This is a genomic window from Mycolicibacterium brumae, assembly GCF_025215495.1.
In the GTDB taxonomy this organism is placed as follows: Bacteria; Actinomycetota; Actinomycetes; order Mycobacteriales; family Mycobacteriaceae; genus Mycobacterium; species Mycobacterium brumae.
On sequence record NZ_CP104302.1, the window covers coordinates 138007 to 162000 of the forward strand.

Here is a 23994-nt window from a genome sequence, read left to right on the forward strand (position 1 = left end):
GCGTGCCCGGCCCTTTCGCATGCGCGTGGCTAGTCCCCGGTGAAGTTCGGCGGGCGTTTGGCGAAGATCGCGGCGATGCCCTCCCCGAGGTCCTTGGCCGGCAGGAAGGCGGCGTTCCAGGCCGCCACGTAACGCAGGTTCGCGGCGACGTCGGCGGCGCGCTGTTCGTCGAGCACGTCCATCACCCCACGCACCGTCAGTGGCGGATTCGCGGCGATCTCGGCGGCGGTGGCCAGCGCGGCGTCCAGACAGGCCTGCTGGTCGTCGTAGACATCGTTGACCAGTCCGATCTTCTCCGCCCGGGCCGCGTCGATGTCCTTGCCGGTCAGCGCCAGCTCGCGCAGATGCCCGTCGCCGATGATGTACGGCAGCCGGGCCAGGCTGCCCATGTCGGCGACGATGGCCAGCTTGACCTCACGGATGGAGAATTTGGCGTCGGCGCTGGCGTAGCGGATGTCGGCGGACGCGATGAGGTCCAGCGCGCCACCGATGCACCAGCCCGACACCGCCGCGATGACCGGGGTGCGGGAGTCGGCGACGGCGTTGGTGGCCTTCTGCATCTGCTTGATCGTGGCGAGGAACTCCATCCGCGGTTTGGCCTGCGCGCCCTCGGCCAGCACCGGGGCCAACGTCCCGGCCATCGCCGGCAAGTCCAGGCCGTAGCTGAAGTTCTTGCCGGAGCCGGTCAGCACGATCGCGCGGACCTGCGGGTCGGCGTCGAGGGCCTCGAAGACCTCCGGCAGCTCGCGCCAGAAGTCCGGGCCCATCGCGTTGCCCTTGCCGGGGCCGATCAGCGTCACCACGGCGACGTGGTCGTTCACGTCGATGGTCACCGAGTTGTAGGAATCCATGAGCTGACAGTAGCCGTCCGCGGAACGACGGGGGGAGCGGGCTACTGGGTGTGGCGAGTTCGGGTGCGGAGAGTGGGGAGCGGGGTGCGCGCCAGTGACCTCAGGCCGGAGGCAGCGTCTGCCAGTGACCTCGGGCCGGACGCTGCCCGGCGCCAATGACCTCAGGCCGAAATATCCGGTCCGCCAGTGACCTGAGGCCGAGATCTCCCAACGCCAGTGACCTGAGAGCGAAAAAGGGCCCTGGAATCGCCCTGAGGTCACTCGCGAGGAAGCGCACCGGCCCTGCGTTACCAGCGCCGCGGCACAGGGGCGCGAAACCGGCGCCAGGTTACTGGCGCGCGATCCAGTCCTGCGCGAAGCCGAGGAACACGTCGTTCTCCTCGGGGGCGCCGATGGTGACCCGCACCCCGTCGTCGCCGTAGGGCCGGACCAGCACCCGCGCCTGGTCGGCGGCCGCCGCGGTGAACTCCGCGGTGCGCCCCGGCAGCGGGAGCCAGACGAAGTTCGACTGCGACGGCGGGATCTCGTATCCGGCCTCGATCAGCGCGGCGCTGACTCGGCGGCGTTCTGCCACCACGGCGTCGGAGCGGGCCAGCAGCTCCGCCTGGGCGTCCAGGGAGGCGATCGCGGCCGCCTGGGCCAGCGTGCTGACCGTGAACGGGACGTACACCTTGCCCAGCGCGGTAATCAGCTCCGAATGGCCGACGGCGTAACCGACGCGGGCCCCGGCCAGCCCCCAGGCTTTGGAGAACGTCCGCAGCACCACCACGTTGGGGTGCCGGCGGACCAGCGCGAGACTGTTCGGGACCAGACCGTCGCGGACGTACTCGATGTAGGCCTCGTCGATGGCGATGACGACGTCGTCGGGCGCCGCGGCGACGAAGCGCTCCAGTTCGGCGGGGTCGACGACGGTCGAGGTCGGGTTATTCGGGTTGCAGACGAAGATCAGCCGGGTGTTCTCGGTGACCGCGGCGGCCATCGCGTCCAGATCGTGGGTGGCCTCGCGCAGCGGGACCGGGACCGGGGTGGCCCCGGCCACGCGGATCTGCAGCGGATAGATCTCGAAGGCGCGCCAGCCGAACATCACCTCGTCGCCCGGGCCCGCGGTGGCCTGGATGAGCTGCTGGCACAGGCTGACCGACCCGGCGCCGGCGGCGATCTCCTCCGGGGCGAAATCGCCCAGGTGACGGGCCAGTCGCTGCCGCAGCGCCAGGTAGCCGTTGTCGGGATAGCGGTTGAGCGTCTCGGCGGCGTCGGCGATCGCGGCGGCGACGCTGGGCAGCGGCCCGTGCACGGTCTCGTTGCTGGCCAGCTTGATCGCGCCGGGCACCGTCTTGCCGGGTGTGTAGGCGGGCAGCTCGGCCATCAGCGGGCGTAAACGGGCGGTCATTTGGGTCAGCATAGTGAGGCCATGTACCCTCTGTATCCGGCGGTTCTGGTGCTCGTTTTCGTCTCGCGCAGCGGGTCCGGTAACCTCTGCAAGGTCGAGGAGGCGTGCCAGAGCGGCCGAATGGGACTCACTGCTAATGAGTTGTCCCCTTTACGGGGGACCGGAGGTTCAAATCCTCTCGCCTCCGCCACACAACTGAATAGCACGCGCCCGTAGCTCAACGGATAGAGCATCTGACTACGGATCAGAAGGTTAGGGGTTCGAATCCCTTCGGGCGCACAAGAGAGAATCCCCTCCGGCCTGCGTCGGAGGGGATTCTGCTCTTCCGTGCGCTCCACCTCGGGAGCGATTCCGCGACGAGTCAAGAAGATCTGTGACCGAACACAGGCATTCTGAATCGGTTTCGTCGGCGATCGCGCGTCTGGACAGGGATGCCCGGGGGGCTGGAGTCACCATCGCCCGGCTTGGCCCGGACGTGATGGCGGCTCAGCTTGGCGATGAGACGGCGGTGGTGTCTTTCGACGAGTCACGTGCTCGATACCGGCTTGAGGGGCCTGACGTTCTCGCCAAACGAGAGTTCGGCGCCGGTGACCGCGTCGGAGGGTTCAACTACCACGGCGTGTCGGATGTGGGCATGGCGCAGAGAATGACTCTGCTGAAAGGCAAATCGGTGCAGCTGACCGGCATGGTCGTGCGCGAGGACTCGACCGGCAGATGGGAGCCGCAACCGGCCTCTGAGTTGGATCACTTCCTCTACGACAGGCTGGCGCCCTATGGCTGGCACCAGCAGTTGACGTGGAGCTCGGCGCGAGTGCTGGTCGGCGCGGCCGCGGTGGCGCTGGTTGTGGTGGTCGCGCTGGTCGCCGCGACGATTGCGGCGTTCCTCACCTAGGCGCTGTGCCGCCGGAGGTAGTCGGCGACGGCGCGACGGATGATCTCAGCGACCGGAGCATCTTCGGCTCCCGCTCGATCGTCGAGGGCCCGACGGAGGTCAGCCGGGAAACGCACCGAAATGGCAGGGGTGTTGCCGGTGGCCACGCGCCGGCCGGACGGACGCCCGGTGCGGAGACGGTCCGGGTAGACGGTGATGGGACCGTTCGGCGCTGGGGGATTCGCCTCGAAGTCAGCGGCCATTGCGGCGTAGGCGTCGTCGGTTCGCTTTGCCATGTGCTCCTCCTTTGTCTTTATCGCCGCTGGGTATCGGCAATGTCGTCGGGGGTGATGTGGTCGACGATGCCTGCGGCGGTGACGGTCGCCCAACGCAGCAGCATCGCGTGGAAGACCTCGATGGTGTCGGCGGCGACTTCGCCGACGACCTCGAGCAGCGGTTCGTTGTCGGCGTATCGGCCGATGTGCGGCAGCAACTGAGCGTCGGCGAATACGCGGGAAGGGACTGGAACAACGAGGGCGGGATACTCGATGGCGCTGCGGATCTCGTCATCGGTGATGCCCTGCTGGCGGGCACTGCGGTTGATCTCTATCCGCATAAATAAATGTAACCGATTTATCAATGGAAGTCGAACCGACTTCCTGTCCGCTGACTACGGATCAGAAGGTTAGGGGTTCGAATCCCTTCCGGCGCACCAGCGAGCGCGTCTCTCCAACCAGTGTTCGCGTATCCCGGGGCCCTCAGCCGCGCAGCGCCTCGAACAGCGCCCGCTCCAGCCGGCCGAACTCCGGGGCGGCCAGCACGTCGATGCCGCGAGGTTTGGGCAGGTCGACGTCGAGCACCAGCCGCACCGAGGCCGGCCGCGGGGACAGCACCACCACCCGGTCCGACAGCAGGATCGCCTCCCGCACATCGTGGGTGATCAGCAGCGCGGTCCAGTCGTGCTCCACCCACACCCGCTGCAGCCAGTCCTGCAGATCCTGGCGGGTCAGCGCGTCCAGCGCGCCGAACGGCTCGTCGAGCAGCAGCGTCTTGCGTTTCTGCACGACGGTGCGCAGCAGCGCGGCGCGCTGCCGCATACCACCGGAGAGTTCGAACGGCAGCGCGTCCTCGAACCCGTCGAGCCCGAAGCGGGGGAACCACTCCCGCACCTGCGACCGCGCCGCGCGGCGCGCAACGCCCTGCACCTCCAAACCGAGCGCGGCGTTCTCGGCGATGGTGCGCCACGGAAACAACAGGTCCTGCTGCGGCATATACGCGGCGTGATCGCAGCTGCCGGCCACCGCCCGCCCGTCGACCAGCACCCGGCCGGCGTCGGGGGAGTCCAGGCCCGCGATGATGTTGAACAGGGTGCTCTTGCCGCACCCGGACGGGCCGATCACCGACACGAATTCGCCGGGGGCGACGGAGAACGACACCGAGTCGAGCACCCGTCGGCTCTCGCCGCGGCGCACCCGGAATTCGCGGCTGATCCCGGTCAGCTCCAGCCGAGGCTCACCGGTCATCGGCGGCGGCCCTTCGCTCCTTGACGTGCCATCCAATGACGAGCCGCTCGATGAGGAAGGTGGACAGGTACAGGCCGATGCTGACGGCGGCGGTGACGGCCACCGCGGCGAGCACCAGGTCGGTCCGGAACGCGTTCTTCTGCACGCTCATGTAGATGCCCAGCCCCGACTTCGCGCCGACGTACTCGGCGAAGATCGCGCCGATCACCGCGTAGGTGATGCCGATCCGCAGCGACGTGAAGAACATCGGCAGCGCCGACGGCAGCCGGACCAGGACGAACTCGCGTCCCCGCCCGGCGCCCATGCTGCGCAGCAGCGCGGAGGCCTCCCGCGACGTGCTGGCGAATCCCTCGACCAGGCCGATCGCCACCGGGAAGAACGTGACCAGGGCGACGACCAGCACCTTCGGCAGCAGGCCGAAGCCGAACCAGATGATCATCAACGGCGCGATCGCGATGATCGGGATGGTCTGCGAGGCCACCAGCAGCGGGATCAGGCCGCGGCGGGCCAGCGGCGAGAAGTCGATCGCGATGGCGACGGCCCAGGCGAACACCAGGGACACCCCGAAACCCACCGCCGTCACCCCCAGGGTGGCTAGCGCGTGGCCGGCGATGGCGTCGTGCTGCACCCAACCGGCGGTGGCCACCCGCGACGGCGCGGGCAGCACCTGCGGGCGCACGCCGGTGACGCGCACGGCGGCCTCCCACACCGCGATCAGAACGGCGAGGAAGACCAGCGGCGCCCACAGGTTCGCCCGGGAGCGCACCGCTACAGGTATTCGTTGCTGAAGAACGTCGACCAGTCCGGCGCTTCGCGCAGCGGCGCCCCGTCCCGGTCGGTCAGCAGCCCGCTGTCGTAGAGGAACGCGCCGAGCTCGCTCCAATGCTCGAGGGTCTGCCGGCCGAACTCGCCGTTCTCGTCGAGCATGTACTTCTCGGCCAGCAGTTGCTGGCTTTCGACGAGCAGGTCCAGGTCGGTGAGCAGGCCGGAGTTCTCCTGCTGCAGGATCGCCGCGGCGGCGGCGGGGTCGTCGATGGCGTCCTGGTAGCCGCGGCGCAGCGCGCCCACGAACGCGCGGGCGGCGTCCGGGTTGTCGGAAAGCCAGGTCCTGTTGCCGACGACGACCACCGCGTAGGCGTCCGGGAAGCCGTAGTCGGTGTAGGCGAAGGTCTTCAATTCGACGCCGCGGCGCTTGGCCTCCAGGCCCTCCCAGGCCACGTACGGCACGGTGAAGTCGACATCGCCGGAGTACAGCGCCTCGTAGGCGGTGGTGCCGAGCACGACGGTCTCGAAGTCGCCCTTGCCGCCGGCGGCCTGCACCACGCCGCGCATGGTGACCGTCTCCGCGGGGTTGTCGAAACCGCCGAAGGTCAGGCCGTCGAGGTCGGCGGGGCTGGTGATGTCATCCCGGTCGGCCAGCACCGCGACCTCGGTGGCCCAGGTCTGCTCGACGGCGAGCACCGAGCGCAGGTCGGCCCCGGTCGCCATCGACATGGTGGCGGTGTCCTGGAAGCTGATGCCGAACTCGGCCTGACCGGCGTCGACCAGCACCTCGGGGTTGGTGTTGTTGTACGGCAGCACCTCGACGTCGATGCCGGCGTCGGCGAAATAGCCGCGGTTCATGGCGACGTACAGGCCGGTGTGATTGGTGTTCGGAGTCCAGTCCAGCGCGAAACGCACGGTGGTCCGCTGGCCCTCCGCGCCCTCCGGGTCGCTGCCCGCACAGCCGGTGAGCGCGCCGGTGAGGGCCATGGTGAGCGTCAGCGCGGTAGCCGCGAGCAGGGTGAGTCGGCGCACCGCGAACGGGCGACGGATGGAGGGTGAGTGATTCATCGTCAGACATTCCCTTCGCCAGTGTGAACTGGAGCAGGTTCGACGGGTTTGATCTCAGCCGCTGGTCGCGGCACCCCGTGTCATTTGTCGACCACCATAACTCACGTCCAGAGAACGGCCGGATTCGGTCGGCGGGCAGGTCCTCCGCGCTGGTCAGATCCACCGCTCGTTGGATCGGTTCGGGCTAGGTTCTGTTGCGAAAGTGGCAGGTGGGGTTTGATGCCGGCCCGTGGTGCGCGGTGGCGACGCCGGTGCGACGTCGTGTCGCGAACAGCCTGACGTCGACAGCGACTGGCCAGGTAGTGCACGGAAACTGCGGCGAGTGGCCAGTTTTGGCACGATAATCGCGGCGAGCGGCCCGGTAGTGCTCGAGGGCTCCATGGTGTCCGCTTAAGACCGGGCGGTCCTGGGGTGTTGTGCACATAGGTGGACGCTCGTGCTGTAGGTGGACGCTGGAGCAGGAAAACGTGCGCTACCTGGCCCCTCGCGAAGGAAAACGTGCCGTAGTTGGCCGCTCGCGCTCAGGCATGACCGTCAATGCACGCTCGGGGAGATCTCGAACTCACCGGCGCACATCCGGACGTCACCTAGCCCGCCTCAGCCGGGTTAGCAGTCCGCGCGCAGCGCCAGCACCTCGCGGGCCCGCAGCGCCAGCCACAGCTGCGCGCGGGTGTCGGCCGACGCCAGATCCGTGCCGAGCGTCTCGGTGATCCGGGCCAGCCGGTTGCGCATGGTGTGCCGGTGCACCCCGAGCTCCGCGGCGGCGTTCTCGACGTGCCCGTTGTGCTCCAGGTAGCCGGCCAGAGTCGCGGCCAGAGCCTCGTCGAGCGGGTCCAGCGCGGCGGCGATCAGCCGCAGTTCGGCGTCGCTGCGCGAACCCAGCAGCACCCCGAACGTGCCGAGCCGGCCGAACCGCGACAGTGTCCCCGGCCCGCCGGCCAGGGCCGCGGTGCGGGCCTGGGTCAGCGCGGCGCCGAGCCGGCCGACGGGCTGCGCCGCACTGACCCCGGCACCCACCGGCCGCTGCAACTGGGCGGTCATATCGCGGCGCAGCCGGTCCGCGCACGCGGCCTCGGCGGCCGGCAGCACGACCACCAGATCATCTCCGTCGCCGCACATCAGGAACGGGATCGCGGTGTCGGACAGCGCTTTACGCGCCTGTTCGGCGGCGGGTAGCGCGGGGCCGGCGTCGGTGAGGGCCAGCACCGTCACCTCGCCGTCGGGGTCGAAACCGAAGTAGCGCAGCACCGCCGGCTCGACCGCCTCCGGTGTGCGCAGCAGCGTGCGGGTGACCGCGTCCCGCAGCCGGGTCTCGGTGTCGAGGACCCGGTCCGGTTTCTCCAGCTCGATGCAGATCAGCGCGACGGCGTGCGCCACCAGCAGCCGATCCGTGCTGGCCGGTGACCCGGCGGTGCGCACCGTCAGCCAGCCGCGGACCGCTTCGGTCACCCGAAGCGGCTGCAGCAGGCAGTAGCCGTCGCCGTCGGCGACCACCCGGGCCGTCGGGCCGCGGGACCGGTTCGCGACGGCCGCGATCTGATCCGCGCCCAGGGCGGCCACCCGGTCCGGGTCGGCCCCGGCGGCGGCCAGGGCGCGTCCCTCCGGGTCGAGCACCACCGCGGTCGCCGACAGCAGCCGGCTCAGCGCGGCGACCACCGCGGGGACGCCGCCGCGCAGCGTCTCCCGCGCCAGGATCTCTTGCTGGGTGACCACCCGCCGCACCTCCCGCACCTGCTCGGCGTTGATCTCGTCGATCACCGCGCGGGTGATCGCGATGAACGGGGTGGGCGCGGGCACCGACAGCACCGGCAGGCCGAAAGCGTCTGCGGCGCGGATGATTCCGTCCGGCACCCGGCGGTAGGACTGGCCGGTGCTGAACGCCAGCGCGGCGACGTTCGCCCCGGACAGCCGGCGGACGTATTCGAACTGCTCGTCGTCGGAGTCGGCGACCTTCAGGCCGGTGGTCATCACCAGTTCGCCGCCGAACAGGTAGGGGGTCGGATCGGCCAACTCGATCGGGTGCGCCCAGCTGATTGCCCGGCCGGCGTTCTCCCGACCGGCGACCAGGGTCAGGCCCAGGTCGGCGTGTAGGGCGAGCCGCCGGACGGTGATGCTCACGACAGGGGTGGCGGCGCGCTGCGGTAGCTGACCGGGGTCGCCGAAAGGTCGATCGGGTTCGCCACCTGCGGGGTGGAGCTGCCGGGAACCGGGACCGTCGCCGCGATGCCGAGCTGCTCGGCGAACGCGAACGCCTCGGCCAGATCATTGATCGGGCCGGCCGGCACCCCGGCGGCGCCCAGCTCGCGGTGCCAGTGGTCGGCGCCGTGCGCGGTCAGCGCCGACTCGATCACGACGCACAACGCATCCCGATTCGCCACCCGCGCCGGGTTGCTGAGAAACCGCGGATCCTCGGCCAGTTCGGGCGCGCCGATCACCGCGGCGAACGCGGCGAACTGTTTGTCGTTGCCGACCGCCACCGCGATCGGCCGGTCGGCGGTGTCGAACGTCTGGTACGGCGCGATGCTGGGGTGCCGGTTGCCCATGATGGTCGGGATCACCCCGGCGCCCAGATAGCCCGAGGCCTGATTGACCAGGGACGACAGCAACACCGAGAACAGGTTGGTGTCCACCCGCTGTCCCTCCCCGGTGCGGTCGCGGTGGGCCAGCGCCGCCAGGATGCCTGCCAGCGCGTGCAATCCGGCCAGCACATCGACCAGCGCGACGCCGGCCTTGGTGGGCTGGCCCGGTTCCGGGCCGGTCACGCTCATCAGCCCGCCGACGGCCTGCACCAGCAGGTCGTAGCCGGGCAGCGCCGCTCCGCCGTCGCGGCCGAAACCGGTGATCGAGCAGTAGATGACGTCGGGCCGGATCGCCTTCAGGTCGTCGTAGCCCAGCCCGAGGCGCTCCATGGCGCCGGGCCGGAAGTTCTCCACCACGATGTCGGCCCGGGCGACCAGGTCCCGGGCCCGGGCCACATCCTCGGGATCGGTCAGATCCAGGGCGACCGAGCGCTTGTTCCGGTTCACCGCGTTGAAATACGTCGCCACCCCGGCGGAGTCGTACGGCGGTCCCCACGCGCGGGTGTCGTCGCCGGCGCCGGGCCGTTCGATCTTGATCACCTCGGCCCCGAAATCGCCGAGCATCATGGTGGCGTACGGACCGGCGAGCACCCGGGAGAAGTCGACGACGGTGATCCCGTCCAACGCTCCGGGTGTCATTACCGGAACGCCGCCTGGCCGGTCAGCGCCTTCCCGATGGCCAGCAGGTGCATCTCCGAGGTGCCCTCGTAGGTCAGCACCGACTCCAGGTTGTTGGCGTGCCGCAGCGGGGAGTACTCCAGCGTGATCCCGCTGCCGCCCAACAGGGTTCGGCACTCCCGGGCGATCGCCAGCGACTCGCGGACGTTGTTGAGCTTGCCCAGGCTGACCTGCTCGGGGCGCACCCCCTCGGCGTCCTTGATCCGGCCCAGGTGAATGGCCAGCAGCAGACCCTTGCCGAGCTCCAACGTCATATTGGCCAGCTTCTCCTGGGTCAGCTGGTAGGCGGTCAGTGGCTTGTCGAACACTTCCCGGGCGCCGGCATACGCGATCGCGGTCTCCAGCGAATCACGCGCCGCGCCAAGCGATCCGAACACGATTCCGAACCGGGCCTCGTTCAGGCAGGACAGCGGCGCGCCCAGACCGACCGCCTCCGGCAGCTGCGCCGACGCCGGCAGCCGCACATTGTCGAGCACCAGCTCCGAGGTGACCGACGCGCGCAGCGACAGCTTGCGGTGGATCTCGTTGGCGGTGAAGCCCGGGGTGTCGGTGGGCACCAGGAAACCGCGGATGCCGTCGTCGGTCTGCGCCCACACCGTCGCCACATCGGCGAGGTTGCCGTTGGTGATCCACATCTTGGTTCCGTTGAGGACCCAGTCGCCGCCATCTCGGCGGGCCCGGGTGCGCATCCCGGCCGGGTTGGAGCCGAAGTCCGGTTCGGTCAGCCCGAAGCAGCCGATCGCGTCGCCGGCGGCCAGCCGCGGCAGCCACTCCTGCTTCTGCTCTTCGGAGCCGTAGCGGTAGATGGAGAACATCGACAGTGAGCCCTGCACCGAGACGAAGCTGCGGAACCCGCTGTCGCCGGCCTCGAGCTCCATGCAGGCCAGCCCGTAGCTGACGGCGTTGACGCCGGCACAGCCGTAGCCGTCCAGGTGCATGCCCAGCACCCCGAGGTTGCCGAACTCCTTGGCGAGTTCGCGTGGCAGCGTGGCGGATTCGAACCAGCCCTCGACGTTCGGTTTGAGTTTTGCGTCGACGAACGCGCGCACGGTGGCGGCGATATCGCGTTCGTCGTCGTCGAGTAGCCGGTTGGTGTCGAACAACCCGAGCGGGGTGTAGGTCTTGGCGGCGGGCCGGGAGTCGGTGGCGGTCATGGGTGGGCTCCTTGGGTTGGCTTAGAGGGTTGCGAAGGCGTCGCGCAGCACGCCGAAGCCGTCGATGAGCAGGTAGTCGGAGATGGACAGCGGGGGCAGGAAACGCAGCACATTGCCGTGCGTTCCGGCGGACAGCGTCAGCACGCCGTTGTTGCGGCAGTGGTGGCCGACGGCGACGGCGGCGTCCCGGTTCGGCGCGCGCCCACCGGGCACGACGAGTTCGGCGGCGACCATCGCGCCGCGGCCGCGGATCTCGCCGATCACACCGGTGGCCGAGGCGATGTCGCGCAGTTCGCGGACCATCAGGTCGCCGATGGCGCGGGCCCGCTCCAGCAGATTGTGGGTCTCGATCTCCTCGAACACCCCCAGCGCGGCGGCGCAGGCCACCGGATTGCCGCTGTAGGTGCCGCCGATCCCGCCGGTCGGGGCGGCGTCCATCACCTCGGCGCGGCCGGTGACGGCGGCCAGCGGCAGCCCGCCGGCCAGTCCCTTGGCGCTGACGATCAGGTCGGGGACCAGCCCGTCGTGCTCGCTGGCGAACCACGTTCCGGTGCGGGCGATGCCGGACTGCACCTCGTCGGCGACCAGCAGGATGCCGCGCTCGCGGCAGAACTCGGCGACCGAGGTCAGAAATCCCGGGGCCGGCACGATGAACCCGCCTTCGCCCTGGATTGGTTCGACGACCACGCAGGCCACCTGATCGGCCCCGATCTGGGAGTCGATCAACTGGGCGAACTGCTGCATGGCCTCTGCGGCGCAGTGCTGCGGGCCCGACGGCCAGCGGTACGGGTACGCCATCGGCGCCCGGTACACCTCGGGGGCGAACGGGCCGAAGCCGTGCTTATACGGCTGGGTCTTCGACGTCATCGTCATGGCCAGCATGGTGCGGCCGTGGAAGCTGTGGTCGAAGACCACCACCGCGGGCCGGCCGGTGGCGGCGCGGGCGTACTTGACGGCGTTCTCCACCGCCTCGGCGCCGGTGTTGAACAGCGCGGTGCGCTTCTCGTGATCGCCGGGGGTGATCCGGTTCAGCGTCTCGGCGACCGCGAGATACGGCTCGTACGGGGTGGCCAGGAAGCAGGTGTGGGTGAACCGGGCGAGTTGCTCGGCGGCGCGGGCCACCACCGCGTCGGCGGCGTTTCCGACGGTGGTGACCGCGATCCCGCTGCCGAGGTCGATGAACGAATTGCCGTCCACGTCGAGCAGCACCCCGCCGCCGGCCGCGGCGGCGTAGATCGGGTTGCCGCTGACCAGGCCGGCGGGCAGCGCCGCGGCGCGCCGGGCGGCCAGCTCGACGCTGCCGGGGCCGGGCACCTCGGTGACCAGCCGGCGCTCCTGGCGCAGCGTCGGGCCGCCGATCGCGGTGTTGAGCGCCGCGGTGTTGAGCGCTGTCATGGTGGCCTTTCGGTGGGATTGTGGCCAGCCTATGGGCGGCAGGGATCCCGGCCCATATCCATTCTGGACAATCATTGGCTCATAAGTGTCCGAAACGGAAATTACGTCGCGGCCCGGTCCGTCGGCCGGGCGTGCTTAGGGGCGAACCCCCGGCTCCACACCTCGCGGATCGCCACACCCGTCATGAACAGCGCGAAAACCTGAAGCGGTGACCAGGGCTCCGGCGCCCAGTCCATCCGCCGGCCCGCGAGTAGGAACACGGCCGCGGCGACGACGGGAACCACCACATTGGCGACCCCGAATGCCCACCGGCGCGCCAATACCGACTCGGCCACGGCCGCGACCAGCGTCACCGCCAAACCGGCGAGGGCCATCACGGCGAACCACCCGTCGGCGCCCAGGCCGGGGTCGGAATCCGCGATGAGCAGGTTTTCGCTCCACGTGTTCGCGTCGGCGTCCACATAGTCGGCGTAGCGGCGCGGCATGGTCACGAACGGAATCCGCGCCATCAGCAGGGCGACGACGAACACCCACCATCCAGTGTGCCCGGCGACCCGTGCGGCGCGAAGGGGCGAAACTCGAGAGTCGCTCAACCCTTGACGCCGACGGTGATCATGTCGGCGAACGGCTGGATCCAGTCCGGGCGCTTGACCCGATGCTGGTCGGCGACGGTGAACCCGGCCCCGCTGAACAGCTCGCGCATCTCCTCCGGCGGCGGCATGTGCGCGGCGGACTCGGCGCTGTTGATCAGCTTCGCCCAGGCGCCTTGCGGCGCGAATGTCGTCACCGCCGCGACCCCGCCCGGGGCCAGCACCCGGTGGAAGTCGGCGAGCGCGGCGGGCTGGTCGAAGAAGTGGAACGCCGAGGTGGTGACCACCGCGTCCAGCGCGCCGTCCTCGAACGGCAGCGCCTCGGCCGGACCGGTCAGCCACTTCACCGCCGACGACCGGGACCGGGCCTGCTTGAGCATGCCCTCGGCCATATCGACGCCGTAGACGGCCTCGGTGTCCAGCTCGCGCTGGATCCGGTCGGCCAGGATGCCGGTGCCGCAGGCGATGTCGGCGATCCGCCGGGCGCCGTGCTCGCGCAGCACCGCGATCACCTCGTCCTGGGCCGGCTGGTACATCCAGCGCTGCAGGAACGGGATGTTGTACAGCGGAGCGGCCACACTCCAGAACCCGGTGACCGCGTCGTTGAACGCGCGGCGTTGCACTGACGTCATGACGACGACGGTACCCCCGGGTACCGGGTGCGGGGTACCGGCTGATGATCACGGGCGCCGGCTACGGAGGCCGATGACGACGGAGCGTCGGGCGTCGGTGGCCGCGAGTCCGTTGCCGCGTGCCGATGGCGTCGAGGGCCGCATCGAGTGAGAAGTCAGGCACGCTAGTGAGAACTGGTGGCGGTTCAAGAAGGCATGCATCAAACCCGGGGCGGTTCACTGAGAAACCAGGCACGCTTGTGAGAAACCACGGATGCGAGTGAGAGCTGAGGGCGGCCGCTCTGCGTCGAATGGAACGTGGTGGCGGCCACAAGACGCAAAACCGCCCTGGTGTTCCACACGACGGAGAACCGCCGCCGCGGCGTCTCACTGACCTACCTCATGTCTCAAATGCATCCCAGAGATCTCAGTCGATGGGCCACCCCGCCGTCATGTCTCAGAGACATCCCTGGATTCTCACTCGATGGTTCCCGCTCGGACAGCCACCCGCCCGCGCGCTCATCGACCCCGACGCCCTGCCGGACAGCCACCGCTCGCCAGCCCGCGCCCCGCCCGGCCTCGACTGCCCTTATGAGCCGGGCCTCGTTCCTCGCTCGTCGAACCCGGCTACGTGACGGTGATACCTCCGTCGACGGCAATGGTCTGCCCGGTGACATACCCGCCGGCCGCCGACGCCAGCCAGACCGCGGTCGCCGCCAACTCGGCCGGTTCGCCGGTGCGACCGAGCAGCACCCGCGGCAGCTGCGAATCCAGGTAGCCCGGCAGGTAGTTGTCGGTCATCTCGGACTTGAAGAAGCCCGGCGCCAGCGCGTTCACCCGAATGCCCTTGCGCGAACCCCACTGCTGGGCCAGGTCCCGGGTCAGCCCGATGATCCCGGCTTTGGACGCCGCGTAGGCGGCCTGCGGCAACCCGGCGGTGGTGATGCCCAGGATCGAGGAGATGTTGATGATCGAGCTACCGGGCTGCATCACCCGTCCGCAGGCTTGCGCCATCCAGTACGAGCCGTTGAGGTTGATGTCGATGACGGTCTCGAACTCCTGCACCGTCTCGCGGGTCGCGGGGACCGCGGTGCCGATGCCGGCGTTGTTGATCAACACGTCGACGTGGCCGAACACCTCCATCGCCGCGTCCACCATCCCCTGGCACTGCGCCGGATCGGCGACGTCGGTGAGCACGGCCAGGGCCCGACGGCCGGACGCCTCGACCAGCTCGACGGTGTCGGCGAGCTTGTCGACGCGGCGCGCGCCGAGCACCAGGTCGGCGCCGGCCTCGGCGAACGCCCGGGCGAACGCCACGCCGAGCCCGGCCGAGGCGCCTGTCACCAGGACGACCTTGTCGTCGAGGTCGAACAGGTCTTTCACGCTCATACCGGGCTCCTTCAGTTGGTGTTGATGACGTGGACGCCACGTTCGAACAGCAGCAGCGCGGCGCGGTGCAGGTAGTCGCCGACCTCGCGGGACGCCTGGCCGCCGGCGGCGCGGGCGTTGGAGCCCTCCAGGATCACCCCGGATTTGAAGCAGGCCATCGCGGTGTACCACTGCAACTCCGACAGATCCCGGCTGGTGTTGCCGGCGTATTCGGCGACGAGTTCGTCGGCGCTGGGTAGCCCGGGCGCGGCCATCAGCGGATTGCCCAGCACGGTGTCCGATCCCGGGATCGGCCAGGTCGCGAGCAGCCAGCCCAGATCTAGCAGCGGATCGCCGATGGTGCACATCTCCCAGTCCACGATCGCGACCAGTTCGGGGCCGGTGGGGGAGAACATCACGTTGCCGGCGTGATAGTCGCCGTGCATGATCCCCGGCGACCAGTGCGCGGGCACCCGTTCCCGCAGCCAGGCGGCCAACTCGTCGACGCCGGGAATGTTGTGCCCATCGTAATTGTCCAGTGCCGCATAGGATTCCAGCTCCGCGCTCCAGCGCGGCACCTGCCGCTCCAGGAAGCCGTCGGGCTTGCCGAACCCATCGAGGCCCACTGCCCGGTAGTCGACGGCGTGCAGCTTCGCCAGCGACGACGCCATCGACAACCCCATGCCGTGCTGGATCTCCTGGGACCCGGCGTGCAGCGGCGGCAGCCCCTGGCCGGCGTTGAAGCCGTCGATCGGCTCCATCAGATAGAAAACCGCGTCGCCGAGCACCGAGGTGTCGTCGCACGCGGCGATCAGCCGCGGGTGCGGCACGTCGCTGCCGGCGAGGGCGGCCAGCACCCGGGTCTCCCGGAGGATGACCTTGTTGCTGACCGGGCGCAGATGTCGCGGCCCGCGGCGGAAGACGTAGTCCCGGCCGTCGCGGCGGAAGCGGATCAGGATGTTCTGCGTGCCGCCGGTGATCTCGGTGACATCGGTGACCGAACCGTCGCCCAGGCCCTGGCGCGTCATCCAGTCGGCGACCTTGTCGAGTTCCTCCACGCCGCTCAACCTACCCGTTGGTTGGTCGCGGTGGGGCGGGGTTGGCGCCCGCGGCCGCGCCGTCCTCCTCGGCCGGTTTCTGCCACGGCCAACGACCGGAGATCTCCAGCTCCAACGACCAACTCAGGAACGTCCGGATCAGCACGATGCAGGCCAGCACGCCGACGTTCTGCATGGTCGGCTCCACCGCCACGGTGCGAATGATGTCGGCGGCGACCAGGAACTCCAGCCCGAGCAGGATCGCCCGGCCGAGTTGCCGGCGAAACATCACGTAGGCGTCCCCGGTGCGACGGACCATCCGGCCGATCGCCAATCCGGCGGCCAGCGCGGCGCCGAGGGCGATGACCCCCACGCCGGCGAGTTCGATGGCCTGCGCGGAGATTTCGGCCCACTGCTGGATCTGCATCGCCTCACGGTAATCAACTCCGTGCGCGCGGGACGGCGAAAGGCCGGCGGGCGTCTCACAGCCAGCGCATAGCATCGACACAGGGTTGTCCCATCGCGGCGCGAATACTGGAGGACCATGCCGGCCAGAACTGAACGGGTGGATATGCGCCGCGCCGACGGGACCCCGATCGGCGTGCTCGTCGTCGACGACGAGTCCGTGCTGGCCGAGATGGTCGCGATGGCGCTGCGCTACGAAGGCTGGGATGTCACCACCGCCGCCGACGGGCAGTCGGCGATCAGCGCGGCCCGCGCCGTCCGGCCCGACGCCGTGGTGCTCGACCTGATGCTGCCCGATATGGGTGGGCTGGAAGTGCTCAGCCGGCTTCGGGCCCAGCACCCCGGCCTGCCGGTGTTGCTGCTGACCGCCAAGGACGCGCTGGAGGACCGGATCGCGGGCTTGACCGCGGGCGGCGACGACTACGTCACCAAACCGTTCTCCCTGGAAGAGGTGGTGCTGCGGCTGCGCGCGCTGCTGCGCCGCGCAGGCGTCAGCGCCGAGGACAGCGGGGCGCAGATCGTCGTCGGCGACCTGGTGCTCGACGAGGACAGCCACGAGGTGACACGAGCCGGCGACCAGATCACCTTGACCTCAACCGAATTCGAGTTGCTGCGGTTCATGATGCGCAATTCGCGCCGGGTGCTGTCCAAGGCGCAGATCCTGGACCGGGTGTGGAGCTACGACTTCGGCGGGCGGTCCAACATCGTCGAGCTGTACATCTCGTATCTGCGTAAGAAGATCGACAACGGCCGCGAACCGATGATCCACACCCTGCGCGGGGCCGGATATGTGCTCAAGCCTCCCTCATGATCGACGCTGGCGGCCCGGCACGTGGTCGCTGCGCACCCGGCTGCTCGCCACCCAGGTGCTGCTGCTGGCGCTGGTCTGCGTGGTCATCGGCGTCGGCACCGAACTGGCGCTGCGCGGCTACCTGACCCACCAGCTCGACGGGCAGGTCCGCGACGTCGCGGCGCGCTCGGCGCTGCTGTCGGCGCTGCCGCCCCCGCGGCCGGACATCCGTCACCAGATGGGCCAGCAGCCCGGACCCGGGCCGGCGTTCTTGGACGCCCCCGGCCAGCCGATCGGGGTGGTCGCCGTCGCCGTCGGCTCCGAAGTCCGGGCCCCGGACGCGCCGCCGGACGCCCCGGCGCAGGAGAACGGGTCGCAGCAGGAGAACGGCTCGCAGCAGGTGGCGGCCGGGCTGCTCACCGCCGACGGGACCCGGGCGGCGATCAGCGACGGCGCGGTCGCGCAGCTGCTGGCGGTGAAACCCGGGGCCAACCCGGTCACCGTCGACCTCGACGGACTCGGCGGGTACCGGGTGATGGCCGAGAACGACCGGCTCGGCCGGCTCACCGTCAGCGGCCTGCCCACCGCCGACCTCGACGCCACCATGCTCCGGGTGCTGTGGATCTTCGTGGTGGTCTCCGGCATCGCGCTGCTGACCGCCAGCTTCCTGGGCGCGCTGATCGCCCGCCGGGCGATGGCTCCGCTGACCCGGGTGGCCGCCACCGCCCGCCAGGTCGCCGGGCTGCCGCTGGACCGCGGCGAGGTGACCCTGCCGGTCCGCGTCGCCGACCAGGACGCGGACCCGAAAACCGAAGTGGGACAGGTCGGTTCGGCCGTCAACCGAATGCTCGAACACATCTCGACCGCGCTGTCCACGCGACAGGCCAGCGAGACCAGGGTCCGGCAGTTCGTCGCCGACGCCAGCCACGAACTGCGCACACCGCTGACCGCCATCCGCGGCTACACCGAACTAGCGCGGCGCCAGCACGATGAGCTGCCCCCGGAGGTCGCGCACGCGATCGCCCGGGTGGACTCCGAGTCCGAACGCATGACGCACCTGGTGGAGGACCTGCTGTTGCTGGCCCGGCTGGATTCCGGTCGGCCGCTGGAACGCGAGCAGGTGGACCTGTCGGCGCTGGCCGTCGACGCGGTGTCCGACGCGCACATCGCCGCCCCCGATCACGTCTGGAACCTCGACCTGCCCGAGGAACCGGTGCTCGTCACCGGCGACGCGCTGCGTCTGCACCAGGTGCTGGCCAACCTGCTGGCCAACGCCGGCACGCACACCCCGCCCGGCACGACGGTGACGGTGTCGCTGGAGTCCGAGGGGGTGCTGTCGGTGGTCGACGACGGGCCTGGCATCCCCGCCGACCTGCAACCCGAAGTATTCGAGCGGTTCGCCCGCGGCGACTCGTCGCGGTCCCGCAAGGACGGCGGCACCGGGCTGGGCCTGGCGATCGTCGCCGCCGTGGTGCGCGCGCACCACGGGACCATCGCGCTGGACAGCCGCCCCGGGCGCACCGCGATCACCGTGCGCCTGCCGTTCACAGCGGACGCATAGCCGGGGTCCATCGACCACCCACATTGGCGGGCCACGCTGAATCGGTGACCGCCATCCCCGAGGTGCTGCCACCGGACGCGCCGTGCGCTCCGGCGCCGCGCCGTCCGCGCTGGGAGCGCCCGGCGCTGATCGTGCTGCTGGCCGGCACGGCGGCGCTGTACCTGTGGAATCTCGGCGCCTCTGGGTGGGCGAACGGCTATTACGCGGCGGCCGTGCAGGCCGGCACGCAGAACCTGACCGCCTGGCTGTTCGGATCCACCGACGCGGCCAACGGCATCACGGTGGACAAGACGCCCGCCGCGCTGTGGGTGATGACCGCCTCGGCGCGGCTGTTCGGCTTCAACTCGTGGAGCATGCTGGTCCCGCAGGCGCTGATGGGCGTGGCCGCGGTCGCGCTGCTGTGGGCGGCGGTGCGACGGATCAGCGGACCGGCGCCCGCGCTGCTTGCCGGCGCGGCGCTGGCGCTTACCCCCGCCGCGGCGCTGATGTTCCGGTTCAACAACCCCGACGCGCTGCTGGTGCTCACCATGGTCGGCGCCGCCTACGCCACCCTGCGCGCGCTCGACCCGGCCGCCCGCGCCTGGTGGTTCCCGCTGGCCGGCGCGCTGATCGGGGTCGGGTTCCTCGCCAAGATGGCCCAGGGACTGTTGCTGGTCCCGGTGCTGGCCGCGGTGTTCTGGTGCTGCGCCGACCTGCCTTGGCGGACGCGGTTGCGCCGCGCCGCGGCAGCCGGGGCCGCGGCGACGCTCTCCGCCGGCTGGTACCTGCTGCTGGTCACTTGCTGGCCGGTCGAGGACCGTCCGTACATCGGTGGCTCCCAGCACAATTCGATCCTGGAGCTGACGTTCGGCTACAACGGCGTCGGCCGGATCACCGGCGCGGAGACCGGCGGGCTGGGCAACCCCAATCACGACGCCGGATGGGCCCGGCTGCTCACCGGCGAGATGGGCGACCAGATCGGCTGGCTGCTGCCGTCCGCGCTGATCGGGCTGGTCGCCGGGTTGTGGCTGACCCGGCGGGCGCCCCGCACCGACCGGACCCGCGCCGCACTGCTGCTGTGGGGCGGCTGGCTGGCCGTGGTGGGGCTGACGTTCAGCTTCGCCCAGGGCATCGTGCACCCGTACTACACGGTGGCGCTGGCCCCGGCGATCGGCGGCGGTCTGGCCACCGGCGTCGCGGTGTTGTGGCCCCGCCGCGGCGAACTGCCCGTCGCGGCCGCACTGGCCGCGATCGTCCTGGCCGCCGCGGGGATGAGCGTGCGATTGCTCGCCGGATACGACGGCTGGCTGTCCTGGCTGCGCCCGACGGCAGCCGCCGCGGGGGCCCTCGCCGCGCTGCTGCTGCTGTTGCGGACCGGCCGGCGGTGGAACCTGGTCGTCGCGCTGGCGCTGGTCGCGGCGCTGGCCGGGCCGGCCGGCTACTCGGTGGCCACGGCCGCCACCGCGCATCAGGGCGCGCTGCCGTCGGCGGGGCCGGGCGGGGCGCACCGTGGCTGGGGCCCGCCGCCGGGCTCCTTCCCCAGCGGCCCTCGCTCGTCGAACCGGCCGGATCATGCCGGTGGTGGCGGCTTCGCCCGCGGACTGCTGGCGCTCAGCGAACCCGGCCCTGAGCTCACCGCGCTGGTGGCGGCCGCGGCGCCCGGCCGGGACTGGGCGGCCGCGGCCATCGGATCCAACAACGCCGCCGGCTACCAACTGGTCGCCGGCGCCCCGGTGCTGGCCGTCGGCGGTTTCAACGGCACCGACCCGGCCCCGACGCTGGAGCAGTTCCAGCGCTATGTCGCCGACGGCCGGATCGGCTACTTCATCGGCTCCGGGTTCACGTCCAGGCCGAGCGATCACGGCGGCAGCGACGCCGCCGCCCGCATCGCGGAATGGGTCGCCGAGCACTATCCGGCCCGCACCGTCGACGGCGTCGACGTCTACGACCTGCGGGCCCATGACTCATAGCCCACGCATAGCAACCACCCACGGCCAGCCCACGTCTGACAAACAGGATGAACTCATGACCGCCACCTTGGACAGCGCGCGCACCAGCGGCGCAGCCGAAAAACCAGCCGGCCGTAACGCATCCCGGCCCAACGCCGCCCGGATCGCCGCGCAGCGCGGCGTCCCGGTGCTCGACGTCGTCGTGCCGGTGTACAACGAGCAGGTCGCGCTCGCCGGATCGATCCGGCGGCTGCACAGCTACCTGCGCGATCAGTTCGGCTTCAGCTATCGGATCACCATCGCCGACAACGCCAGCGCGGACGACACCCCGGCGATCGCCCGCGCGCTGGCCGCCGAGATCGACGAGGTGCAGGTGGTGCGGCTGGAGCAGAAGGGCCGCGGCCGTGCGCTGCACCAGGTCTGGGAGAACTCCGACGCCCCGGTGCTGGCCTACATGGACGTGGACCTGTCCACCGACCTGGCCGGACTGCTGCCGCTGGTGGCCCCGCTGATCTCCGGGCACTCCGATATCGCCATCGGCACCCGGCTCGCCCGGTCCGCGCGGGTGGTGCGCGGGCCCAAACGCGAAATCATCTCGCGCTGCTACAACCTGATCCTGCGCTCGACGCTGTCGGCGAAGTTCAGCGACGCCCAGTGCGGCTTCAAGGCCATCCGGGCCGAGGCCGCGCACGCGCTGCTGCCGCTGGTGCGCGACAACGAGTGGTTCTTCGACACCGAACTGCTGGTGCTTGCGCAGCGCTGCGGCATGCGGATCCACGAGGTCCCGGTGGACTGGGTCGACGATCCGGACAGCCGGGTCGACCTGCTGGGCACCGCGATCGCCGACCTGTTGGGCGTCGCCCGGCTGGTCAAGGGATTCGCCGTCGGGGACATCCCGATCACCGAGATCGCCGCCCAATTCGGTCCCGCCGACGACGCCGGACTACGCGGCCGGCATGGGACGTTGCTGCGTCAGGGTGTCTTCTTCGCCACCGTCGGGGTGGCCAGCACCGTCGCCTACCTGCTGCTGTTCCTGGCGCTGCGATCCGGACTCGGGCCGCAGGGCGCGAACCTGGTCGCCCTGTTGATCACCGCCATTGGCAACACCGCGGCCAACCGCCGGTTCACCTTCGGGGTGCGCGGGCGGACCAGGATCGCCCGCCACCACCTGCAGGGGCTCGTGGTGTTCGGGATCGGGCTGGGGCTGACCAGCGGGTCACTGGCCGTGCTGCACGCGCTGAGCGATCCGTCGCGAGCGGTGGAAGTCGGCGTGCTGATCGTCGCCAACCTGATCGCCACCCTGGTCCGGTTCGCGCTGCTGCGCGGCTGGGTGTTCCACCCGGCCCGCAACCACGCCAACCACTCGGAGGAGGAGAACGCGTGACCGTCGTCGACGAACGGGCAGACTCGGATAGCCCTGCGCCGAAACAGGATCCGGAAACCACCGAGCACAACGCGCGGCCGCGTTGGCAGACCCCGGCGCTGGCGTCGCTGCTGCTCGGGACCGCGGTGCTCTACCTGTGGTCGTTGAACTCCCTGGGCTGGTCCAACCAGTTCTACGCCGCCGCCGTGCAGGCCGGGACCCAGGACCTCAAGGCCTGGCTGTTCGGGTCGCTGGACTCCGGCAACGCCATCACCGTCGACAAACCCCCGGCCGCGCTGTGGGTGATGGTGGCCTCGGCGCGGATCTTCGGCTTCAACTCGTGGAGCATGCTGGCCCCGCAGGCCCTGATGGGCGTCGGCTCGGTGTGGCTGATGTACGCCGCGGTCCGGCGCACCAGCGGCCCGGTCGCCGGACTGCTCGCCGGCGCGATCCTGGCCCTGACCCCGGTGGCGGCGCTGATGTTCCGCTACAACAACCCCGACGCGCTGCTGGTGCTGCTGCTGGTCGCCGCGGCCTACTGCGTGATCCGCGCGCTGGATGGCGCGACCACCCTGTGGGTGGCGCTTTCCGGGGTGGCACTGGGTTTCGCGTTCCTGGCCAAACTGTTGCAGGCGGTGCTGGTCGCGCCCGCGCTGGCGCTGGTGGTGCTCGTCGCCGCGCCGATCCCGTTCTGGGGCAGGGTGCGGGCGCTGGCCGCCGGGCTGGCGGCCATGGTGGTCTCCGCCGGCTGGTACGTCGCGCTGGTCGACCTGTGGCCCGCGGACTCCCGGCCCTACATCGGCGGGTCGACCGACAACAGCCTGCTGCAACTGACCCTCGGCTACAACGGACTCGGCCGCGTGTTCGGCGGCCTGGGAAACCCGTCGCACACCGGCGCCGGGATGCCCGGCCCCGGGGACGGCAGCGGGGGAGCGGGCCGCAATATGTTCGGCGGCAGCCCCGGCCTGGGCCGCATCTTCAGTGACGCGATGGGCGGCGAGATCGCCTGGTTGCTGCCGGCCGCGCTGATCGGGCTGGTCGCCGGGCTGTGGCTGACCCGGCGAGCGCCGCGCACCGACCCGACCCGTGCCGCGCTGCTGCTGTGGGGCGGCTGGACGGTGCTCACCGCGGCGGTGTTCAGCGCGATGAAGGGCATCTTCCATCCGTACTACGCCATCGCCCTGGCCCCCGGCATCGCCGGGCTGCTCGCGGTGTCGGCCACCCAACTGTGGTCCCGCCGAGCCGAACCCGCGGTCCGCGCGGTGCTGTCGGTGATGGTGGCCGGCACCGGCGCGTGGGCGTTCGCGCTGCTGGCCCGCACCCCGGACTGGCAGCCCTGGCTGCGCCCGACGGTGCTGGTCGCCGCCATCGCGGTGGCGCTGGCCATCCTGGTCCGCCCGAACAGTTGGGGCCGCGGGCTGGCCGTCGCCGCCGTGCTGACCTGCCTGGCCGCGCCGGCCGCCTACACCCTGGCCACCGTCACGCATGTCACGCACGGCGGACCGGTGCCGGCGTCGGGTCCCGCGCGGGCCGACGAGCGTCCTGGCGGACCCGGCGGCGGGCCGTTCCCCGGTGAGGGGCAGTTCCGCACGGCCGACACCGTGGAGGCGATGCTGCGCGCCACCGACAACCGGTGGGCCGCGGCCACCGTCGGCTCGATGACCGCCGGCGATATGGAGCTCAACACCGGCACGGCGGTGATGGCCATCGGCGGCTTCATGGGCGCCGATGACGCCCCGACGCTGGAGCAGTTCCAGCGCTACGTCGCCGACGGCGAAGTGCGCTACTTCCTGATCGGCAAGGGCCCCGACGACGGGCGCAAGGATCAGCAGCAGGGCGACGGCTCCACCGGTTCGCTCGGCGGCGCCCCGGGTGGCCCGCCCCCGGGCTTCGGGGCCGACGGCGACAATGCGGCGAGCAAGATCACCGAGTGGGTGAAGGCCACCTTCGCCGAGCAACAGATCGACGGGATGTCCGTCTACGACCTGCAGGGCCCGACCCGCTAGC

General features: G+C 70.6%; 22 protein-coding genes, 3 tRNA genes and 1 riboswitch. Of the genes, 9 read left to right on the forward strand and 16 right to left on the reverse strand.

Going from position 1 to position 23994, the window contains the following annotated elements; genetic code table 11:
* Positions 1 to 29: 29 nt before the first annotated feature.
* Both L2Z93_RS00650 and L2Z93_RS00655 read right to left on the reverse strand, forming a co-directional pair.
* On the reverse strand, positions 30 to 851 hold the full coding sequence (locus L2Z93_RS00650; protein WP_090587158.1) for a crotonase/enoyl-CoA hydratase family protein: 822 nt from the start codon (positions 849 to 851) through the stop codon (positions 30 to 32).
* A 328-nt stretch (positions 852 to 1179) separates the two neighbouring features.
* Positions 1180 to 2241, reverse strand: a complete 1062-nt coding sequence (locus L2Z93_RS00655) for a pyridoxal phosphate-dependent aminotransferase (protein WP_090587156.1) — start codon at positions 2239 to 2241, stop codon at positions 1180 to 1182.
* 98 nt (positions 2242 to 2339) lie between these two features.
* On the opposite strand from L2Z93_RS00655, the gene L2Z93_RS00660 reads away from it, so the two are divergent.
* From L2Z93_RS00660 to L2Z93_RS00670, 3 genes are all read left to right on the forward strand, one after another.
* A tRNA-Ser gene (locus L2Z93_RS00660) sits at positions 2340 to 2431 on the forward strand.
* Positions 2432 to 2447: 16 nt separating this feature from the next.
* Positions 2448 to 2520 (forward strand) — tRNA-Arg (locus tag L2Z93_RS00665).
* 94 nt (positions 2521 to 2614) lie between these two features.
* Positions 2615 to 3133 carry a hypothetical protein gene (locus L2Z93_RS00670; RefSeq protein ID WP_090587154.1) on the forward strand — a complete coding sequence of 173 codons (519 nt, stop codon included), beginning with the start codon at positions 2615 to 2617 and terminating at the stop codon, positions 3131 to 3133.
* On the opposite strand, the gene L2Z93_RS00675 is transcribed toward L2Z93_RS00670, so the two are convergent.
* The gene (locus tag L2Z93_RS00675) at positions 3130 to 3408 is read right to left on the reverse strand and encodes a ribbon-helix-helix protein, CopG family (protein WP_090587151.1); all 279 of its coding nucleotides are present in this window, start codon (positions 3406 to 3408) and stop codon (positions 3130 to 3132) included. The genes L2Z93_RS00670 and L2Z93_RS00675 overlap by 4 nt on opposite strands.
* 17 nt (positions 3409 to 3425) lie before the next feature.
* On the reverse strand, positions 3426 to 3728 hold the full coding sequence (locus L2Z93_RS00680) for a hypothetical protein (protein WP_090587149.1): 303 nt from the start codon (positions 3726 to 3728) through the stop codon (positions 3426 to 3428).
* Here L2Z93_RS00680 and L2Z93_RS00685 point away from each other — a divergent pair.
* Positions 3708 to 3827 (forward strand) — tRNA-Arg (locus L2Z93_RS00685). The genes L2Z93_RS00680 and L2Z93_RS00685 overlap by 21 nt on opposite strands.
* A gap of 43 nt (positions 3828 to 3870) precedes the next feature.
* On the opposite strand, the gene L2Z93_RS00690 is transcribed toward L2Z93_RS00685, so the two are convergent.
* The 12 genes from L2Z93_RS00690 to L2Z93_RS00745 all read right to left on the reverse strand — a co-directional run bounded on the left by L2Z93_RS00690 (position 3871) and on the right by L2Z93_RS00745 (position 16307).
* On the reverse strand, positions 3871 to 4635 hold the full coding sequence (locus L2Z93_RS00690) for an ABC transporter ATP-binding protein (protein WP_090587146.1): 765 nt from the start codon (positions 4633 to 4635) through the stop codon (positions 3871 to 3873).
* Entirely contained in the window at positions 4625 to 5401 is a 777-nt protein-coding gene (locus tag L2Z93_RS00695; RefSeq protein WP_193438887.1) for an ABC transporter permease, read from the reverse strand. The genes L2Z93_RS00690 and L2Z93_RS00695 overlap by 11 nt, the downstream gene beginning before the upstream one ends.
* Before the next feature lie 2 nt (positions 5402 to 5403).
* On the reverse strand, positions 5404 to 6468 hold the full coding sequence (locus L2Z93_RS00700; protein ID WP_090587144.1) for an ABC transporter substrate-binding protein: 1065 nt from the start codon (positions 6466 to 6468) through the stop codon (positions 5404 to 5406).
* Positions 6461 to 6556: riboswitch (TPP riboswitch) on the reverse strand. Its footprint overlaps the gene before it by 8 nt.
* A 518-nt stretch (positions 6557 to 7074) precedes the next feature.
* Positions 7075 to 8586: a PucR family transcriptional regulator gene (locus L2Z93_RS00705; RefSeq protein ID WP_090587142.1), complete on the reverse strand. Its 1512-nt coding sequence runs from the start codon at positions 8584 to 8586 to the stop codon at positions 7075 to 7077.
* Positions 8583 to 9686, reverse strand: coding sequence for a CaiB/BaiF CoA transferase family protein (locus tag L2Z93_RS00710; protein ID WP_090587140.1), 1104 nt, complete (start codon positions 9684 to 9686; stop codon positions 8583 to 8585). Before L2Z93_RS00710 ends, L2Z93_RS00705 begins: the two co-directional genes overlap by 4 nt.
* The gene (locus L2Z93_RS00715) at positions 9686 to 10879 is read right to left on the reverse strand and encodes an acyl-CoA dehydrogenase family protein (RefSeq protein ID WP_090587137.1); all 1194 of its coding nucleotides are present in this window, start codon (positions 10877 to 10879) and stop codon (positions 9686 to 9688) included. The genes L2Z93_RS00710 and L2Z93_RS00715 overlap by 1 nt, the downstream gene beginning before the upstream one ends.
* Positions 10880 to 10900: 21 nt before the next feature.
* A complete protein-coding gene (gene gabT / locus L2Z93_RS00720) occupies positions 10901 to 12274 on the reverse strand; it encodes a 4-aminobutyrate--2-oxoglutarate transaminase (protein WP_090587136.1) in 1374 nt (457 codons plus the stop codon).
* 101 nt (positions 12275 to 12375) lie between these two features.
* Positions 12376 to 12804, reverse strand: coding sequence for a hypothetical protein (locus tag L2Z93_RS00725; protein WP_090587134.1), 429 nt, complete (start codon positions 12802 to 12804; stop codon positions 12376 to 12378).
* A 59-nt stretch (positions 12805 to 12863) separates the two neighbouring features.
* Positions 12864 to 13496, reverse strand: coding sequence for a class I SAM-dependent methyltransferase (locus tag L2Z93_RS00730; protein WP_090587131.1), 633 nt, complete (start codon positions 13494 to 13496; stop codon positions 12864 to 12866).
* Between the two features lie 606 nt (positions 13497 to 14102).
* Positions 14103 to 14864: an SDR family NAD(P)-dependent oxidoreductase gene (locus L2Z93_RS00735; protein WP_090587129.1), complete on the reverse strand. Its 762-nt coding sequence runs from the start codon at positions 14862 to 14864 to the stop codon at positions 14103 to 14105.
* Between the two features lie 11 nt (positions 14865 to 14875).
* Positions 14876 to 15871, reverse strand: coding sequence for a phosphotransferase family protein (locus L2Z93_RS00740; RefSeq protein WP_090587315.1), 996 nt, complete (start codon positions 15869 to 15871; stop codon positions 14876 to 14878).
* Between the two features lie 40 nt (positions 15872 to 15911).
* Positions 15912 to 16307, reverse strand: a complete 396-nt coding sequence (locus L2Z93_RS00745) for a DUF1622 domain-containing protein (RefSeq protein WP_090587127.1) — start codon at positions 16305 to 16307, stop codon at positions 15912 to 15914.
* 144 nt (positions 16308 to 16451) lie between these two features.
* Here L2Z93_RS00745 and L2Z93_RS00750 point away from each other — a divergent pair, with 144 nt between their 5' ends.
* Genes L2Z93_RS00750 through L2Z93_RS00770 form a run of 5 tightly spaced genes read left to right on the forward strand, consistent with a single transcriptional unit; the run spans position 16452 to position 23993 of the window.
* Complete coding sequence (locus L2Z93_RS00750; protein WP_090587124.1) at positions 16452 to 17156, forward strand: response regulator transcription factor; 705 nt, start codon at positions 16452 to 16454, stop codon at positions 17154 to 17156.
* Complete coding sequence (locus tag L2Z93_RS00755; protein ID WP_090587121.1) at positions 17134 to 18696, forward strand: sensor histidine kinase; 1563 nt, start codon at positions 17134 to 17136, stop codon at positions 18694 to 18696. Before L2Z93_RS00750 ends, L2Z93_RS00755 begins: the two co-directional genes overlap by 23 nt.
* Positions 18697 to 18749: 53 nt before the next feature.
* Positions 18750 to 20645, forward strand: coding sequence for an ArnT family glycosyltransferase (locus L2Z93_RS00760; protein ID WP_370745915.1), 1896 nt, complete (start codon positions 18750 to 18752; stop codon positions 20643 to 20645).
* Positions 20646 to 20700: 55 nt separating this feature from the next.
* The gene (locus tag L2Z93_RS00765; protein ID WP_090587115.1) at positions 20701 to 22008 is read left to right on the forward strand and encodes a bifunctional glycosyltransferase family 2/GtrA family protein; all 1308 of its coding nucleotides are present in this window, start codon (positions 20701 to 20703) and stop codon (positions 22006 to 22008) included.
* Complete coding sequence (locus L2Z93_RS00770; protein ID WP_090587112.1) at positions 22005 to 23993, forward strand: ArnT family glycosyltransferase; 1989 nt, start codon at positions 22005 to 22007, stop codon at positions 23991 to 23993. Before L2Z93_RS00765 ends, L2Z93_RS00770 begins: the two co-directional genes overlap by 4 nt.
* The last annotated feature ends 1 nt before the right edge of the window (position 23994 follow it).

Bases quoted from the DNA above. Each gene is read 5' to 3' on its own strand.
- L2Z93_RS00710 (WP_090587140.1), bottom strand. From the start codon at position 9,686: ATGACACCCGGAGCGTTGGACGGGATCACCGTCGTCGACTTCTCCCGG.
- L2Z93_RS00765 (WP_090587115.1), top strand. From the start codon at position 20,701: ATGACCGCCACCTTGGACAGCGCGCGCACCAGCGGCGCAGCCGAAAAA.
- L2Z93_RS00730 (WP_090587131.1), bottom strand. From the start codon at position 13,496: ATGACGTCAGTGCAACGCCGCGCGTTCAACGACGCGGTCACCGGGTTC.
- L2Z93_RS00650 (WP_090587158.1), bottom strand. From the start codon at position 851: ATGGATTCCTACAACTCGGTGACCATCGACGTGAACGACCACGTCGCC.
- L2Z93_RS00690 (WP_090587146.1), bottom strand. From the start codon at position 4,635: ATGACCGGTGAGCCTCGGCTGGAGCTGACCGGGATCAGCCGCGAATTC.
- L2Z93_RS00740 (WP_090587315.1), bottom strand. From the start codon at position 15,871: ATGACGCGCCAGGGCCTGGGCGACGGTTCGGTCACCGATGTCACCGAG.
- L2Z93_RS00715 (WP_090587137.1), bottom strand. From the start codon at position 10,879: ATGACCGCCACCGACTCCCGGCCCGCCGCCAAGACCTACACCCCGCTC.
- L2Z93_RS00675 (WP_090587151.1), bottom strand. From the start codon at position 3,408: ATGGCAAAGCGAACCGACGACGCCTACGCCGCAATGGCCGCTGACTTC.
- L2Z93_RS00755 (WP_090587121.1), top strand. From the start codon at position 17,134: ATGTGCTCAAGCCTCCCTCATGATCGACGCTGGCGGCCCGGCACGTGG.
- L2Z93_RS00750 (WP_090587124.1), top strand. From the start codon at position 16,452: ATGCGCCGCGCCGACGGGACCCCGATCGGCGTGCTCGTCGTCGACGAC.
- gabT (WP_090587136.1), bottom strand. From the start codon at position 12,274: ATGACAGCGCTCAACACCGCGGCGCTCAACACCGCGATCGGCGGCCCG.
- L2Z93_RS00700 (WP_090587144.1), bottom strand. From the start codon at position 6,468: ATGAATCACTCACCCTCCATCCGTCGCCCGTTCGCGGTGCGCCGACTC.
- L2Z93_RS00680 (WP_090587149.1), bottom strand. From the start codon at position 3,728: ATGCGGATAGAGATCAACCGCAGTGCCCGCCAGCAGGGCATCACCGAT.
- L2Z93_RS00735 (WP_090587129.1), bottom strand. From the start codon at position 14,864: ATGAGCGTGAAAGACCTGTTCGACCTCGACGACAAGGTCGTCCTGGTG.
- L2Z93_RS00655 (WP_090587156.1), bottom strand. From the start codon at position 2,241: ATGACCGCCCGTTTACGCCCGCTGATGGCCGAGCTGCCCGCCTACACA.
- L2Z93_RS00745 (WP_090587127.1), bottom strand. From the start codon at position 16,307: ATGCAGATCCAGCAGTGGGCCGAAATCTCCGCGCAGGCCATCGAACTC.